Source organism: Shewanella sp. OMA3-2 (assembly GCF_021513195.1).
GTDB lineage: Bacteria > Pseudomonadota > Gammaproteobacteria > Enterobacterales > Shewanellaceae > Shewanella.
On sequence record NZ_CP090974.1, the window covers coordinates 2,007,177 to 2,024,101 of the forward strand.

The window sequence follows — 16,925 nt, forward strand, 5'->3', positions numbered from 1 at the left end:
TATGTTGAAAAACGGTCATACAAATGTGATGAGACTTTGCCATACTTAATATAGTCGGTTGCGCTAGTTTGATGGATCATTGTTATAGAACATAGGTTACTTCAACAAGTAAGCTGAGATTATTAAGGTGATAATTTGCTGAGAGGGCACTGTAGGAGTGGGTTACAATTTTACGTTAGTCATTACTTAATGGCTATATTGATGCTTGCCTATCTAATACCAGTACATGCTTTGGACGATACGATTGAAAATTCGATATTGTCATCCTCTCAATTACCCATTCAACTTGCCGCTCAATCTTCAGCATTCACTAAATTAAATAATAAACAAGCGGCTTTAAATATTGACGAATTACCCAGTCCACTAAGTTCAAACACATCGACATCTGCAAATATAAACCATGATAGTCAATCTGGCGGGGGTGAAGAGGCCGATGAGTCGCTTAGCTCATTTAGCTTAAATGTCGATGTACCATCTACAGGTGTTACTTATACCGGTGCTACTTATTCTAGTGAGATGCATTCCCAGGTAAATATTACTCACTCACTAGGTGAGGCTCTCAGTCAATTTTATCCTGTTCAAGGCTACCTAGGTCAAAACCCGCCAGTGTCGAAAGCTAATGAGCGTGCGAATGAGCAAGCTTTAATCGAACATTTACAGTTATTGGCGTTAGCAACAGATAATAGCCAATTTAGCGCTTATATGCAGTTGATGAAACATGCTAGTGAAGCTAAAAAAATGGAGTTTATTGATAGTTATGCCCAAGCCATTATTGATTTTTGGTTAGCTCATAAGGTGTCATTACCTCATTACTCATCGTTTAAAAGTACAGGAAAAAATAACTATTCAGCACTTAACCCCGCGGCAGATGATTATGCATCGGTTATTAGCCATATACAGCGTTTAACTTGGTTAGCGGACCACACTTCGTGGCAGCAGATTAAACTTAACGGGCTGTTACGCCCCTGGGATGGGCACGCTGCTATAAAGATGATTGGTGAGCGACTGTGGTTGCTAGGAGATTTGATGCATTATGATGCTGAGCAATATACTTATCAAGGAGATTTAGTTGAGGCTGTAATGCGATTTCAACTGCGTCATGGTTTAAATAATGATGCAGTGATTGGCCCTAAAACCTTATTTTGGCTTAATCAAACTCCGACAGATAAAGCGACAATATTAGCCAGCAACTTTGTTGATAAAACCCTTTATTTAGCATCTCTTCCATCCCGATATCTATTGGTTAACATTCCATCTTTTGAATTGTTTTTGATTGATCAAGGCCAACCTGTGCTGCATTCTCGAGTTATTGTAGGTAAGCCTTACCGGCAGACGCCGTTAGTAGTCGGTCGTATTTCCAATGTTGTGATCAATCCGACCTGGACGGTCCCTAGAAATTTATTGAGGGCAGACATATTGCCTCAAATACAAAATGACGGAAATTATATTAACCAAAGAGAATTTGATGCATTTGATTATCAAGGACAAGTGGTGTCAAAAACCGCTGACCAGTGGCAGTCTATTGCTGGTGGGTATTTCCCATACCGATTAGTCCAAAAGCCTGGTGCAATTAATGCCCTTGGGCGCTACAAGTTTCATTTCAATAATGATGATAATATTTATTTACACGACACACCTAATAAAGAGCTATTTGCTCAAGCAGATCGAGCGTTATCATCTGGATGTATTCGTATTGAAAAGGTACAACAACTTGCTCAGTGGTTTGCCGATAACTTGGTCATTGATCAGCGTACATGGCGACTGTTGCAATCTAATTATGATCGTACTCAATGGTTTGCACTAAAAGACACCTTACCGGTTCATTTTGTGTACTGGACTGCTTGGGTAGATAGTCATAATCAAGCACAATTCAGAGGTGATATTTATGGTAAATACCCTAAGAGTAATGCTGACTTAGCCAGTATGAAGCTAAAACATCTCTAATCTTACATACTCGGCTGATTTAACCTTAAGCCGCCATTGCCACTGTGTTAATTGTTACTGTGTTCATTGCCACTGTGTTATCTGTCGAGTTTACTCTAATGTTGTGCCTTTGTTACTGATCCGGCATTAATAGGTATTTCGATTACATTTACAGATAACTTCAAAATTAATTTTTTAACGCTAACCCATTGAGCTGAATAATAGACTGGTTTTTTCGAGTCTATATTTCTTATTTGGCGCTTGCATTTACACGCACTTCAGTTTATTTTTCTTACCAGTTGAGTAAAAAAGCAACAAAATATATTGCAATTAATAAAGAGAAATAATGTAAATGGTGCGCAGATGTCTTTAGCTTGTCCTGCCCGTAGGCAGATTTTATTAGGTCTTGGTGGTACTGCCTTGGCTACTATGTTACCTAAAACCGCTCATGCTAGCCGTTCAACAAAAGGAATTAAAGATCTCAGTTTTTATAATCGCCACACAGGTGAGCGAGGCGAAGGGCATTTTTGGGTTGATGGAAAGTATCAGTCAGATACATTAGAGGTTTTTAGTCAAGTATTACGCGATCATAGACAAAATGTTGCTGCGCCAATGGATAAACGTTTATTTGAGTATTTGTATCAATTACAAGACGTGTTAGATAATAAAGACGAAATTCATGTTATTTCTGGTTATCGATCGCCGAAAACCAATGAAATGCTAGCGGCAAAAAGTAATGGTGTTGCTAAAAAAAGTTTTCATATGAAAGGCATGGCAATGGATATTGCTATTCCAGGGGTTAATTTAAAAAACCTACGCGATGCAGCCATTTCGTTAAAATTAGGCGGCGTTGGCTATTATCCATCTTCAGGGTTCATCCATGTAGATTGTGGACCGGTAAGGCGTTGGGGCTAACAAGATTTTAAATTTAATTATCCTTGTTGGTTTGTTACTGTGTGTGTTAACATTCGCGCGCTTTATTTTGAGTCGTCGTTGGTCGAGAACGATGACGTCCTTTATCTTAATTATTAAGTGAGTATTAACATGTCTTACACTATTAACGCCGAAATCCGCACTGAAGTCGGGAAAGGTTCGAGCCGCCGCCTACGTCATGCGAATATGGTACCTGCTGTAATTTATGGTCCTGGTAAAGAGCCTATTTCAATCAAGTTCTTACACAAAGACATCATTAACATTCAAGAAAACCAAGATTTCTATGATGGTTTAACTATCGCCGTTGACGGTAAAGAAATCAAAGTTGTTCCAAAAGCAATGCAACGTCATGCTTTTAAACACCTTATTGAACATGTTGACTTCATATTTGCTTAATCGCATCTGTGTGAAAAAAGCGCCTTAAGGCGCTTTTTTTGTGCCTGTAATTTACTTTTTATCCAACAAGGCAAACTATTCTTATACCAATATCACTCCAAGGGGTATTGATGTAGAAATATTTTACTAATCAAAATCATAGTTATAATAAATATCTAATGATTGGCTAATCGTCCCAGAAACGGTTTCAAGATAAAGCTGTGATAATAGGTAATATCTGACTGTCATTTCATAGCCTGGGTTAAAGACGCCAATACCATATTTAATCATTAAATCTTCGCCGATAAATCCACTGATGGCCATTCTGCCATCATCATTTGTATCTAACTGTACGTTAGAGAAACCAAACTTTTCGATTACGCCTCTGGCAGTTGAACCAATGTTATTGATCGCGCCACCATCCACTTGTGAGCCTAGGCTTAATGCTGCGCCCATCATTAATGAGTTACTTTGCTGATCGTTAGTACTGCTAAATCCTTTACCCGTTAAGATGTAAGAAAGCACTTCAGCCTGTTCTTTTGCTGGGTTAGAGAATACTGTAACCGATGGACGCATCGGGGTGCCTGTTACTCTTACTCCTGCGGTTATGTCTTCTTCTTTGATTTCTTTAATTGCTTCAATATTTAAGTTGGGGACTTCAATGGGGCCAACAAACTGCACTTCACCAGCATTAATTTTAAGAGTTTGGCCCATAAACTTGTAGTTACCATTGGTGACTTTAATATCGCCAAATAATAATGGGGGTTTAAATGCTTGTTGCTGAAGTCTGAGACTACCGGCTAATTTTCCTGTTAATCCCATACCATCGATGGATAATTCATTACCAACCTTGATATTGATGTCGGCTAAAATGGCATAGGGGCTAGTTTTCACTGCTAGCTCTGATATTGAGTCATTAAATATCACATCATTTGATACGGCGACTCCGCCTTCAGAAAGCTGCATGATTTTAATTTGGCCAGAAGGAATATCTAATGAGCCTTTAACTGCAACTTGTTGCATATCAAACTGAATATTAAGATTTGGCGACACATTTAAAATAGCGATAGGGGGTTGAATAACCGCAAGATTGTCACCTTTAAAACTCATGTCACCGGAAAATTGGCCATTAGGCCAATAAAGCGAGCCATTAACCAATGCTTGTCCATCACCAATATGAAGTTGACCATCTAATGTTGCCTGTTGACCATGAAGTTGCAGGCCAAGGTATATTTTTTCAAGCAAAGTGGGGTTAGATGAAAGCGCAAATGCACCTTCTGCTAGTTTAATGTTGCCTGTTAATTCTGGTGTTTCCAAACTGCCTGCTAATGTAATGCGGCTAGATAAGTCACCTTGTAGGGTTTGAATTCTAGGAAAAAACTCACCAAAAGGCTCAAGGTTGAGCGAGTTAATGTGAATAAATCCATCTAGGCTTTTATCTGGGGTCACATTAATATTTATTTCAGTTTGTAAGCTGGCGATGCCTTCTGAGTCAGCAGTAATTGTGGTGCGCAATTGTTTCTCATCTAAATTAGCTGTGAGTAATAGCTGTTGATAATCAATGCTGACGACGTTGTTAATATTACGAATTAACTTAATATTACCCGGTAAAAGGGTGAAGTTGACCGATGCGGTTGGTTTACGTTTAGGCTGCCAATTAATTTGACTGGTTAATGCCGCATTACCATCCCAATCAATATTTTTTGACATTATTGGCGCAAAAAGTTGTCCTGGGTTACCACTGAAATTGATATCAGCCTGGCCTTTAGGCCCGAGTGTGACATTGTTAGTAAGACAAAACTTATTATGGGGATGACTGATACAAAACGCATCTATACTGCCTTTATTTTTTAGTTGATCCCATGTTATTGAAAGTGGTGCATCCAATTGCCAGCTGCCCAGTATATTGTCAATATTCATCTGGTTAAGTTGGGCGCTAATTGTTTGCTTGTTAAGGTTAGTTTGACTGACTAGTTCGCTTTTTATGCTAGTATCGCCGCTGGTGTTGATTGAGCTTGTTTGGTGACTTTCATCGCCTTGACTGTCGAGTTGTAAGCTACTGAGTTTATAGCCTTTATAGTAAACATTCTGATTGCTTAGTGATAACGAATACTGATGTTTGTCAAATGGCAGATAATGCGCTTTTAAGGTGAGATTATCTAATTTTGCACCCATATAGCTTGTGTTTTGCATCTCGGCGCTGAGATCGACTACAGGGTTACCACTTTCACCAGTAACATCTACTTTGGCATGTAAGTTACCTCTAGCACCCGCTAGCCATTGGCTTAAATCTGGGACATTGAGCTCAAGGTTGATATCCCACATCTCATCAGCTCGACCATTAACGAATAAGTCAGCGCCTAAAGCTGTAGCATGTAGATTGTTAGCATTAACTGCAAAGTCTTGATTAACGATAACTTGCCCTTCGAGTGTTAAAGGGTAGCCATTCATGCGTCCTTGTAAGTTAGCGTCATCAATACCTATGTTCCATATTTTATTAGCAATTTTTCCATGGGTAGTAAACTTACCGCTAATTTTACTGCGCATTGGAAAATTGTTATTTAACCATTGAATATGCTGTAGTCGAAGATCTTGCATGTTGACATCTACTTGCCACGAGACGTTATCTGCTAAGTTTATATCACCAATAATATTAAAGTTACCGGCCTCGGACGCAATATCAAGGTTATTGAATGTGAGAGTTTGTTGCTGATAAGCGAATGTAGAATCTAAGCTGAGCTCTGGTTGATAAGGACTATTGAAGCGACCAGACAGCTGACCTTTGATCGTTTCGATTGACCCTTTAGCATTAAGGTTTTTGATATCAGCTGTGTATAACTCATCTTCTAACGGCCAGATAAGTTTACTGTCGGTTAATTTTACATCAAAAGGTACAGTTGGGCGTGTTAAATCAATCACACCCAACAAATTTACACGGGTATTGCCAGCGACTTCTAGTTTAATGTCTAAATTACTGAGGTCATCAGCCATTTCAAGGTTTAGCGTTTGGTTTTGTAAATGTGGTATTTCAGTAATATGATCAATTTGTGCTTTGACTTTGATAGCCATAGGATAATGGTCAACTAAATCAATGCCACCAATTAAATCAATATTGCCATAGGTGTGATTAACAAGCAGCTGGCTGATACTGACGTTGTAGCCAATATAGTTACCAGACAGGTTAATGTGCTCGAATAAGTCTTTTCTATCACCAAGTTGTAGCATGCTATCAACTGAGGTTAATTGTTTTACAAATAATCGAAACGGAAGATAAACCGCTGGTAATTGGGCTAGCGGCCATTGTTTGTCAACATCGGTTTCTGCTAGATCATCACTGACATCGCCGTTGAGTGGAATAATCACTTCTAGTCCGACGCTGCTTATTTGCTCGACTTTTAAGCCTGTTTCATTCCAAATTGCCTGTGCTTTGAGTTGCGCGGCATTATATTGCATGTCGTTGACTGTGATATTCACATTGGTTAATCCAGCGTGATTGAGACTGATATCAAATGGCAACTGTAATAACGCATGTTCATTTAATGTAGCGTCATCAGTACTATCAGCAATGGCGTTTTTATTTACGGTAGCGGTATTGCTAAACTGGTCAGTTTGAATATTAACCTTAACAGAAGTTGCTTCGAGGTTATTTACACAAAGCTGCTGGTTAATAAAACAACGTGGTAACCAATCGAAGGCCAGATCTTCAATTTCAACACTCATTCCGTCCATTGACCAAGATGCATAATCTAACTTGAGCTGGCTATTAATGGTGCCAGATTGATAATCTAAGGTTAAATTAGGCACTAATTGGCTGGCGACAATAATGCCAATTTTACTGCCAAAAGAGGTGCCAAGCACTAAGGCAATAACAACAAGTAAAATAAGCGGAATATAAATTAATAAACGGGTATAAAACTTAAACGTACGCCATAGCTGTTTAAGTAAACCTACAGCTACAGAGTCTTTGGGTTTTAGGTGTTCAGCTTTATTGGGTTCAGCACCATTTTGAGCGGTCGCATTGTCTAAAACACGACTATCACTTTGTTGTTCACCCGTTAGTGGGTTGGTCGTGCCATTATCAGCGGTTGATTTGTTGTTATCAGGCGTGTTCATTATAACTCGGTCCCCATGGTTAAATGGAAACGGAATGAGCGATCAACGGTTTCAGTTTCTTTTAAACCAAAACCAAGATCGAACTTAATTGGACCGATAGGAGAGATCCAATGAACACCACCACCGACAGATACCACAGATTCAAATTGGTTAGTGTCAAATGCATTACCGCCATCAATAAAGGTGGCTAGACGCCATGTTGGAGTTAAGTAGTACTGATATTCTAGACTGCCTACAAGTAAGTAACGCCCGCCGACAACTTGTCGTGAGGTACCACCTTCGGTATTAGTATAATCAATATATGGGCCTAACTCTTGATATCGATAACCACGTATCGATTGATCACCACCGGCAAAATACCTCAATGAAGGTGCGATGTAGGGAATATCTTCTTTATCCGCGATATTGGCCCCCATGTCTAGTCGGGCAACAAAGCGATGTTTGTCAAAAAAAGTATCTATCCATTTCAGTTTTGCCTGTAAGCGAGCTAACTGAATGGCCGAGCCTAAATTAGGATCGGCATATTCAATACTGTAGGTTTGACGAAAACCAGATTTAGGATCAAGGGTGTTATCGCCACGGACAGTATTTGACATAGTCAAACCGAACAAATAAAAGTTTGGCATGTAGTCAGTGTCTAACTGATTGTAAAATTCTTTAATGGCTTCAAAAGAGTAACCAAATAGCCAATTGTTTTCGGTGCGCCGCTGTCTAATTAAGCCCACTTGATATTTTTCAGATTCTAATTGGCCAGTATTAACAAACTGCCTATCATCTGGGATGTATTCTTGGGTAACACCGTATTTGTCTCGCAATAGTCCAACCCGTATTTTGAGTTGGTCATCTAACGGATGAGTAAGCGGAATGGTGTAGGTTGTTAGCAGTTTAGGCCTGTCAGGTGACCATTCTGCAGTGGTTTCTTGCTTATGGCCGAAACGGTTAACTTGTGGTGTACGCCAAGTAAGTCGAATACGAGGCTCAACTCCGTTATCACTACTGCTGCCAATATCTACACCGGCACCTATTTCTAGCGAATGACTTGCACGCGGGGTCAGTTCAACAAGAACGGGGACATTACCGTCTTTCATTTCGTCAATTTGTGGTAATACTTTAATATTGCTGAAGTAACCCGTGTCGATGAGATTTCGGTTTAAGGCGCCTAAATCTGATGTAGCGTAAGGAGTATCCCGTTTAAAGGGCACCAATTCTTGTACTATGTTGTCGTTAAGAGTATGACCTTCAAACGTTACATCACCTAAATGATAACGTTGCCCAGATTGGAAATGAAGATTGATTTGGGCGGTATTTTTATCCCGATTGATGACAATTTCAGCACGGGTAATTTTACCGTCGAAGTAGCCACGGGCTAACGCTAAGGTGACAAGTTGGGATTTTATGTCTTCGTACACACCGTGATGTAATGTATCACCAGGTTTAATGGTTAGCCCATCAAGCCAGCGCATAAAAGTACGGTCTTCTAACATTTCATCATCAAAGCTAATATCAATCCATTGAAGGGTGACAGGCTCTCCTGGTTCAACCTTCACTTTAAGTTGCCAAGGGCCGGTTTCCGTTTCAAGCACGTTGACTTCAATTTGAGCACGATAATAACCCATCGACTCTAGGGCGTCGGTGGTATTGTCTTCTACACCGAATAAATATGCCCGACGTTGTATTTCGTTTTGAGGAGCAGGCCCTAAATGCGAGATAATATTTTTCTTAAGTGATCTTTTTGCGCCCGAAATCGATACTGTTAACCAATCATCAGCCGCCATGATGCTGTTGCTGCAAAATACAGCAAAGGTCATGATGAGAAAAAGACTAGATTTTAGACATTTAATTAACAATATTAAGGTACTTACCGATTTAAGCGCATATTGTGTATATTGTCGCTAGAAAGCGTTAAAGTCGCAAGGCAAACTATGGGTAGAATTAATCCTAAAGGAACGAAATATAATGAAAAATAAACTTTTTAACCGTTTAAGTGTAGGAATGAGCTTAATGCCATTATTAATTGGCTTAAGTTTTAATCTACAGGCCGATGACAATAAACCATTTGCGATAGCGATTCATGGTGGTGCGGGAACCATTAATGAGGCGGATTTAAGTGAAGTTCAACAACAAGCTTATCGAGATAAATTACAACAGGCTATAGAGGCTGGCCATAAAATATTGGCTCAAGGTGGCGACAGTCTTGATGCTGTTCAAGCTGCCATTAACGTATTAGAAGATAGTCCGCTATTCAATGCCGGTGTTGGCGCGGTATATACCTTTGATGGCAAACACGAGTTAGATGCATCTGTAATGGATGGTCGGAATATGGCGGCAGGGGCAGTTGCTGGAGTGAGTCACATTAAAAACCCAATTAACTTAGCGCGTGCAGTGATGGAAAAATCTCCCCATGTGATGTTATATGGTCAAGGTGCAGAAGAGTTTGCTATTTCACAGGGAATGGAGTTTGTGCCAAATCAACATTTTGATACTACCCATAGATACAATCAACTTATTGATGCAAAAAAGAAAATCATCAAATCAGAATTACAAGACAATGATTATCAAGCGTCAGTGAACAAACTAGATGACAACTACAAGTTTGGTACCGTCGGTGCCGTTGCCTTAGATAAGCAAGGTAATTTAGCCGCAGGAACCTCAACGGGTGGTATGACGGCAAAAAGATTTGGTCGTATTGGTGATGCGCCAGTTATTGGTGCGGGTAATTATGCTGAAAATGGTACTTGTGCTATTTCTGCGACCGGCCATGGTGAGTTTTTTATTCGTTATAATGTGGCTGCCGATATTTGTGCTCGGGTTAAATACCAGCAAAAATCAATCATCCAAGCTGCGGATGAAGTGATTAACCAAAGGCTAGTTGAAGCTGGCGGGACTGGTGGGGTGATTGCCATTGATGCTAAAGGTAATATTGCCACTCCATTTAATACCTCGGGTATGTATCGTGCCACTAAAGTGGGTGATGAGCCTGCTAATATTATGATTTGGAGAGATAAATAAGCATAGGCCCTGAGTGGTTTTATCTGTGAATGAGTTTTTTACTTTTAAAACCAATCAATCGATTATGTCGATTAAAACAATTAGATTTATTTTAATGCTGTTTAATGCTGTTTAATGATTTTTGACTAAACTTAAGTATCAAGCTGAGCCTTAACTGAGTAAAAGTTAAGTGATACTTATTGGTAAAGCTTATGTCATCGTTTGATAGTCAAACATCACTATGGGGATATTAAATGGATTCAATTAAAATTATCGATTATATGGACAAGCGTCCAGTGTTGCTTAAAGCAAACATGTCAATTGCGGTAGCGGTTGAAAAGTTAATTACCAGTAATAAACCTGGCGCGCCAGTAGTCGGTGAATCAGGTGAGTTAGTGGGCTTTTTATCTCAACAAGACTGCCTTGCCGTAATGTTAAAAAGCAGTTACCACTGTGACTTAACCAGCCAAGTGACAGATTGTATGAAAACCGAGGTATTGAGTGTCGGTCCACAGGACAGCATGTTGCATTTAGCTGAACAAATGACGGGCGCAAAGCCTAAAATTTATCCTGTGGTAGAACATGGCAAAGTGATCGGTGCAATTACTCGGCAAGATGTATTAAAAGCAATGAATATCTACATGCAACAATGTTATTTAACGCCAGCCTAGTGCTAAATTAGCTTTAAAGTCATAGATGCTTAAAAAGCCACCAAACTAACGCGCTAAAACATACCAATGTGTCAGCTTCCTTGCTAGGATCGATATTTTCGATTTCGATGCTAGCTAAGGAAACAAATTTGAACGCGGATCTTAAGCCACTCTCCAAAGCATTTTTACAGCGTTGTGTGCAAACTGACGCGGCCTACATTCGTCGTCGTTTGTTTCGGCTCAATAAACAAACATCGTTAGATCCTAAAAGTGTTGCTGCCAGAGAAAAAGCGCTTGCAGAATTAGAAGCAAGAGCAATTGCGTCGGTTGAGAAAGTACAACTGCGTCTGCAAAATCGGCCTAAAATAAATTATCCTGACGAATTACCCATTTCGCAAAAACGGGACGAAATTGCCACAGCAATAGCCACCAATCAAGTGGTGATAGTTGCCGGTGAAACCGGCTCGGGTAAAACCACCCAGTTACCTAAAATTTGTCTTGATCTTGGGTTAGGCTGCCGTGGCATTATTGGCCACACTCAACCACGCCGTTTAGCTGCCCGCAGTGTTGCCAGTCGTATTGCTGATGAATTGAATAGTCCATTAGGTGATGTGGTTGGTTTTAAGGTGCGTTTTGCTGATGCTATCAGTGAAAATAGCTATGTAAAGTTAATGACCGACGGTATTTTATTAGCTGAACTCACGTCAGATAAATACCTAAATCAATATGATGCGATTATTATTGATGAAGCGCATGAGCGCAGTTTGAATATCGATTTTATTTTAGGTTATTTGAAACAAGTTCTTAAAAAACGCCCCGAACTAAAAGTCATTATTACCTCCGCCACCATTGATGTAGAGCGCTTTTCGCAACATTTTGATAATGCGCCAGTTATTCAAGTGTCAGGCCGTACTTATCCTGTTGACACCCGTTACCGGCCTTTGGTGCAAGATGATGACGCAGACCGTGATGTCACCGATGGTATTTTTGCCGCCGTAGATGAACTGATTGCCGAAGGTCCTGGTGACATTCTAATATTTATGAATGGCGAGCGGGAAATTCGTGACACCACAGACATGCTACGTAAACAGAATTATCGCGATACTGAAATTTTGCCTTTATATGCCCGTCTTTCCTATGGTGAACAATCTAAAATATTTAAAAGCCATATAGGTCGCCGTATTGTATTAGCCACTAACGTGGCTGAAACCTCATTAACTGTGCCTGGTATTCGTTATGTGATTGACCCTGGTACGGCGCGAATGAGTCGTTATAGTTATCGTACCAAAGTGCAGCGCTTACCGATTGAGCCAATTTCTCAAGCCAGTGCCAATCAACGTCAGGGGCGTTGTGGCCGTGTTGGGCCAGGCATTTGTATTCGTCTATATGATGAAACTGATTTTATTCAACGTCCTGAATTTACCGACCCTGAAATTCTGCGCACCAATTTAGCCTCGGTTATTTTGCAAATGCTGGCAATCGGTTTAGGTGATATTGCTGGTTTTCCGTTTATTCAGCCACCAGAGCAAAAGCATATTCGCGATGGTTTTTTATTACTAGAAGAGTTACAAGCGGTTAAAAAGCAAAAAGGCGATTTAGTGTTAACCCCGCTTGGGCGAAACTTAGCTAAAATCCCGCTTGATCCGCGATTAGCCCGCATGGTGTATGAAGCTAATCAACAGGGCTGTTTACATGAAACATTAGTGATCACTGCCAGGTTATCGATTCAAGATCCCCGTGAGCGTCCTATTGATAAAAAACAAGCCGCTAATGAATGTCATAATCGTTTTGCCGATAAAGATTCAGACTTTAGTAGCTGGGTTAAATTATGGGATCATATTAAGGATCAGAAACGCGAATTATCTGCTAGCCAATTTAGAAAACAGTGCCGTGACGAATACTTAGCATATCTGCGGGTGCGTGAATGGCAGGATTTGTACACGCAACTTAAACAAGCGGTACATGAATTAAAGTGGCGCTTAAATGACACTCCAGCGAGCTATGATAATTTGCATAAAGCTTTGCTGGCTGGGCTGTTAAGTCATATTGGTTTTAAAGATGTTAATAATGAATATCTAGGTGCCCGCAACCGTAAGTTTTTTGTGTTTCCGGTCTCCTTTGGCTAAAAAAGGCCCTAAGTGGATTATGGCGGCCGAGTTAACGGAAACATCACGTTTGTTTGCCCGTTGCTGCGCCAAAATACAACCAGAATGGTTAGAGCCACTTGCGGCTCACTTGATTAAAATCAACCATGTTGAGCCACATTTTGAGGCTAAAGCTGGCAGTGTTGTCGCATTAGAGAATCAGGTGCTTTATGGTTTAACCATAGTCAATCGACGTCGGGTGCAGTATGGCCCGATAGATGCAATCGAAGCCCGTGAGATATTTATTCGCAGCGCGCTAGCAGAAGGGCAGTTGCAAACCAAAGAAGCCTTCTTTATTAACAACCAAAAGCTGCTAGAGGATATCGAAAGCCTAGAACATAAATCTCGGCGCCAGGATATTTTGGTCGATGAAGATGTGCTGGTGGATTTTTATGAGCCACGCATTCCTGAAGGCATTTATAATGCGCCGCTATTTTTTAAGTGGTGGAAACAAGCACGCATTGAACAGCCACAATTATTAGACTTTAACGCTGATTTATTAATGCAGCGCAGCGTTGAGCATATTTCGGCGTTAGACTTTCCTGAGGTTTGGCATAAAGGTAATTTAGCCCTTAAAGTCAGTTATCATTTTGAACCCGCTAATGCCGATGATGGCGTATCAGTTCATATACCTGTGGCGTTATTGAATCAAATAGATGAGCAAGATTTTGATTGGTTAGTGGCAGGGCTTCGTGAAGAGAAAGTCATTGGCTTAATTAGGTCTCTGCCTAAAACATTACGTCGCAATTTTGTGCCTGCACCTGATTATGCCAGAGCGTGCGTGCAAGCCATGAAGCCCTTTGAAATGCCTTTAATTGACAGTTTATGTAAGCAATTACTGCGCATGAGCGGTACCCGCATTACGGCAGATGATTTTGATTTTAGCCAATTAACAGGGCACTTATTAATTAACTTCAAAATTGAAGATGACAAAGGTGAGTTAATTGCCCAAGGCCGACAAATCGAGCCGTTAAAAGAGCAATTACAGGGCGTGGTATCCAAAGCTATTCGCCAGGTGGCTGATAAGGGTATTGAACAAGACAGTTTAACGAGCTGGTCGTTTGGCAATTTGCCGGAGCAATATCAGCAGCGTAAAGGCAACTATGAAGTTAAAGCATATCCAGCGTTAATTGATAATAAAACTGACGTGTCTATTAAGCTTTTTGATGATGAATTAGAAGCTGCCAAGCAGCATAGACTAGGCATTAGACGGTTATTGTTGATCAATATTCCTTCACCGGTGAAGCATTTACAAAAATCCTTGCCTAATAAAGCTAAGCTAGCCATGTACTTTAATCCATTTGGCCAAGTGCAATTATTGATAGATGATATTATTCAGGCATCAGTGCAACAATTGTTGGATGAAAAAAATCTAGATGTGCGAAATGAGCAGCAATTTGAGCAAGCTAAAGACTGGGTCAGGCAAGAATTAAACAGCACGGCTGAAAAGATTGCCTTAAAAGTGGAAAAAGTACTGACAATTTACCAGCAAATTAAAAAGCGTTTAAAAGGTAAAATCAGTTTAGATATTGCCTTTGCGATGAGCGATATTCAAACCCAGTTAGATAAATTGGTGTACCGAGGATTTGTGCAAGAATGTGGTTGGGATAAGCTGACGGATGTGGCACGTTATTTATCCGCTATTGAAACTCGATTAGATAAGTTACCCGTTGACCCGAGTAGAGACCGCATACACATGCACAGTATCAGTAAAGTTGAGGGACTACTGGCAGCGCAATTAGCTAAAGTGCCGCGACTGCAAGCGGTACCTGAGGCATTACATGAAGCGCGCTGGATGATTGAAGAGTATCGGGTGTCGTGTTTTGCCCAAGTACTTGGCACAGCGTATCCAATTTCTGAAAAACGTATTGTAAATCATATCAGCCAAGTGTAAGTCAGTGTTAACTCGATAGGCTCTACACAGTAAAAGCCTCAATTTATTGTATAAATTGAGGCTTTTTTATGGTGATAACCATAAGCGGAATGGGAGCTAATATTTACCGCAGTAAACGTTCTGACATCAAGCTTTGGCCATGATGTTCAATTAGCTCACCAACAGAATGTTGATCTAGTTGGCACAGGATTGAAATTTCATTAATCAGCCGATCTTGTACATCAACAGGAATATGCATATGTTCCATAAACATATGCATACCCAGTTCATCCCTTTGACCAAAAAGTGCCATTAATTGGTTTGCTTCATACTCAACAAGTGCATTCATGTTTATTGCCTACAAACAGGTTGGGGTTAACTAAAATATAGTTTAAACAACGCGGTTTGATATAATCATTAGTTGTAACGTTTAGGCGACTACATATTTTTTGGATATAAAAAATGATTGAGTAAGTGAAAGTGTTTCATTATTTTGGTTAATTTATCGATTGTATTGCAATTAAAACATTCTATTCTGAAAGTTTTTGGTAAGTCTGGCTGTTTTAGGCTAGTAATCATTAGCCCTGGGTTGGTAATCTCCCCATTTTTAACTGAGATCAAAAGTAGATATTTAGGCCACTAGTGCCAGTTTTTGCTTTGGTGGGACACCACCAATTGCTGTATTGGGTCTTTCATTGTTATAAAACCATAGCCATTGTGTCGCATGTTCCTGTACCTCGGCAATACTATTCCAAAGATATTGGCTCAGCCATTCGTATCGCACAGTCCGATTATAGCGTTCTACATAAGCATTCTGCTGTGGATTGCCAGGCTGAATAAATTTCAGTTCTACATCGTGTTTTTCAGCCCATGCAGCCAGCACCGCACTGATGTACTCTGGACCGTTATCACTGCGTATTTGTTTCGGTTTTCCACGCCATTCGATGATTTGCTCCAAGGTTCTGACCACACGCTCTGCTGGTAAGGAGAAGTCGACCTCTATCGCCAAGCCTTCACGGTTGTAATCATCAATCACGTTCAATAACCTAATGCTGCGACCATCTTCAAGTTGGTCATGCATAAAGTCCATAGACCAACATTCATTGATTGCCTCAGGCACCGCCAATGCGTCCGGTTTATCACGCTTCAAGCGTTTCTTCGGCTTAATCCGTAGGTTTAGCTCCAATTCACGGTAAATTCTATACACTCGCTTATGGTTCCATCGGTAGCGTTTCACGTTACGTAAAAAGTAATAACACAGCCCAAATCCCCAACTTCTATGGGTCGATGTTAGTCGCTGTAACCAATCAGCAATCACAGCGTTTTCACCGCTGAGTTTTGCCTGATAGCGATAACAGCTCTCACTGAGTCCAAACAAGGCACAGGCAAATGCGATTGGAATGGCTTTATCATGCACCGCCTTTTGCGCCAGCTCCCGCCGCCGCGACGGCTTTACCACTTTTTTTCGATGGCCTCTTTGAGTATTTCGGCTTTTAGACGCTCTTCGGCATACATTTTTTTGAGTCGTGAATTTTCAGCCTCTAACTCTTTCAATCGCGCCATCATAGAGGCGTCCATGCCGCCAAATTTGGCCCGCCACTTGTAGAAGGTAGCCGAGCTCATGCCGTGCTCACGGCACAGCCCCGGAACTGGGGTGCCAGCTTCGGCTTGCTTGAGGATAGCCAAGATTTGGCTGTCGCTAAATTTTGATGTTTTCATGCAGAATCTCCCTGCGTATATAGTACGAGAAAATTCTACTTTTGAAATCAGCTTTTTTTAGGGGGGATTACCGGTTGATATACTTGTTAACAAGAAGAACGTGATTGGTACTCTTCTCTGTTAATAGGTAAATGTTACTGACAACATAGTCAAAAAAATAAACATGCCTAGACCCTAAACGACCTAAAAATGATTGGAGTTATTATG

Annotated in this window: 9 protein-coding genes and 1 pseudogene; 6 read left to right on the forward strand and 4 right to left on the reverse strand. The window is 40.5% G+C overall.

The window, feature by feature from the left end; translation table 11 throughout:
* Nucleotides 1-201 precede the first annotated feature (201 nt).
* The 3 genes from L0B17_RS08910 to rplY all read left to right on the forward strand — a co-directional run bounded on the left by L0B17_RS08910 (nucleotide 202) and on the right by rplY (nucleotide 3,252).
* Complete coding sequence (locus L0B17_RS08910; RefSeq protein WP_235089426.1) at nucleotides 202-1,944, forward strand: L,D-transpeptidase family protein; 1,743 nt, start codon at nucleotides 202-204, stop codon at nucleotides 1,942-1,944.
* A gap of 342 nt (nucleotides 1,945-2,286) precedes the next feature.
* Nucleotides 2,287-2,838: a DUF882 domain-containing protein gene (locus tag L0B17_RS08915; protein ID WP_235089429.1), complete on the forward strand. Its 552-nt coding sequence runs from the start codon at nucleotides 2,287-2,289 to the stop codon at nucleotides 2,836-2,838.
* 129 nt (nucleotides 2,839-2,967) lie between these two features.
* On the forward strand, nucleotides 2,968-3,252 hold the full coding sequence (gene rplY / locus L0B17_RS08920) for a 50S ribosomal protein L25 (protein WP_235089434.1): 285 nt from the start codon (nucleotides 2,968-2,970) through the stop codon (nucleotides 3,250-3,252).
* A 126-nt stretch (nucleotides 3,253-3,378) separates the two neighbouring features.
* Here rplY and tamB read toward each other — a convergent pair whose 3' ends face one another.
* Nucleotides 3,379-7,344 (reverse strand): autotransporter assembly complex protein TamB, encoded by a 3,966-nt coding sequence (gene tamB / locus L0B17_RS08925; protein WP_235089441.1) that lies wholly within the window; start codon nucleotides 7,342-7,344, stop codon nucleotides 3,379-3,381.
* Nucleotides 7,344-9,119, reverse strand: a complete 1,776-nt coding sequence (locus L0B17_RS08930; protein WP_235089443.1) for an autotransporter assembly complex protein TamA — start codon at nucleotides 9,117-9,119, stop codon at nucleotides 7,344-7,346. Before L0B17_RS08930 ends, tamB begins: the two co-directional genes overlap by 1 nt.
* 181 nt (nucleotides 9,120-9,300) lie before the next feature.
* On the opposite strand from L0B17_RS08930, the gene L0B17_RS08935 reads away from it, so the two are divergent.
* From L0B17_RS08935 to hrpA, 3 genes and pseudogenes are all read left to right on the forward strand, one after another.
* A complete protein-coding gene (locus tag L0B17_RS08935) occupies nucleotides 9,301-10,353 on the forward strand; it encodes an isoaspartyl peptidase/L-asparaginase family protein (RefSeq protein ID WP_443019929.1) in 1,053 nt (350 codons plus the stop codon).
* Between the two features lie 233 nt (nucleotides 10,354-10,586).
* Complete coding sequence (locus L0B17_RS08940) at nucleotides 10,587-11,003, forward strand: CBS domain-containing protein (RefSeq protein ID WP_235089444.1); 417 nt, start codon at nucleotides 10,587-10,589, stop codon at nucleotides 11,001-11,003.
* Between the two features lie 107 nt (nucleotides 11,004-11,110).
* Nucleotides 11,111-15,020 (forward strand): annotated as a pseudogene (gene hrpA / locus L0B17_RS08945) (ATP-dependent RNA helicase HrpA).
* Nucleotides 15,021-15,123: 103 nt separating this feature from the next.
* Here the strand turns inward: hrpA and L0B17_RS08950 are convergent.
* The gene (locus L0B17_RS08950; protein ID WP_235089446.1) at nucleotides 15,124-15,348 is read right to left on the reverse strand and encodes a hypothetical protein; all 225 of its coding nucleotides are present in this window, start codon (nucleotides 15,346-15,348) and stop codon (nucleotides 15,124-15,126) included.
* Nucleotides 15,349-15,630: 282 nt separating this feature from the next.
* Nucleotides 15,631-16,718 (reverse strand): IS3 family transposase gene (locus L0B17_RS08955; RefSeq protein WP_188923338.1). Its coding sequence is split into 2 segments (ribosomal slippage): nucleotides 15,631-16,457 and nucleotides 16,457-16,718, totalling 1,089 coding nucleotides; the frame shifts between segments, so codons are not numbered across the junction.
* Between the last annotated feature and the right edge of the window lie 207 nt (nucleotides 16,719-16,925).

Excerpts from the sequence above, each read along its gene's own strand:
- L0B17_RS08910 (WP_235089426.1), top strand. The coding sequence starts at position 202 with ATGCTTGCCTATCTAATACCAGTACATGCTTTGGACGATACGATTGAA.
- L0B17_RS08915 (WP_235089429.1), top strand. The coding sequence starts at position 2,287 with ATGTCTTTAGCTTGTCCTGCCCGTAGGCAGATTTTATTAGGTCTTGGT.
- rplY (WP_235089434.1), top strand. The coding sequence starts at position 2,968 with ATGTCTTACACTATTAACGCCGAAATCCGCACTGAAGTCGGGAAAGGT.
- tamB (WP_235089441.1), bottom strand. The coding sequence starts at position 7,344 with ATGAACACGCCTGATAACAACAAATCAACCGCTGATAATGGCACGACC.
- L0B17_RS08930 (WP_235089443.1), bottom strand. The coding sequence starts at position 9,119 with ATGGCGGCTGATGATTGGTTAACAGTATCGATTTCGGGCGCAAAAAGA.
- L0B17_RS08935 (WP_443019929.1), top strand. The coding sequence starts at position 9,301 with ATGAAAAATAAACTTTTTAACCGTTTAAGTGTAGGAATGAGCTTAATG.
- L0B17_RS08940 (WP_235089444.1), top strand. The coding sequence starts at position 10,587 with ATGGATTCAATTAAAATTATCGATTATATGGACAAGCGTCCAGTGTTG.
- L0B17_RS08950 (WP_235089446.1), bottom strand. The coding sequence starts at position 15,348 with ATGAATGCACTTGTTGAGTATGAAGCAAACCAATTAATGGCACTTTTT.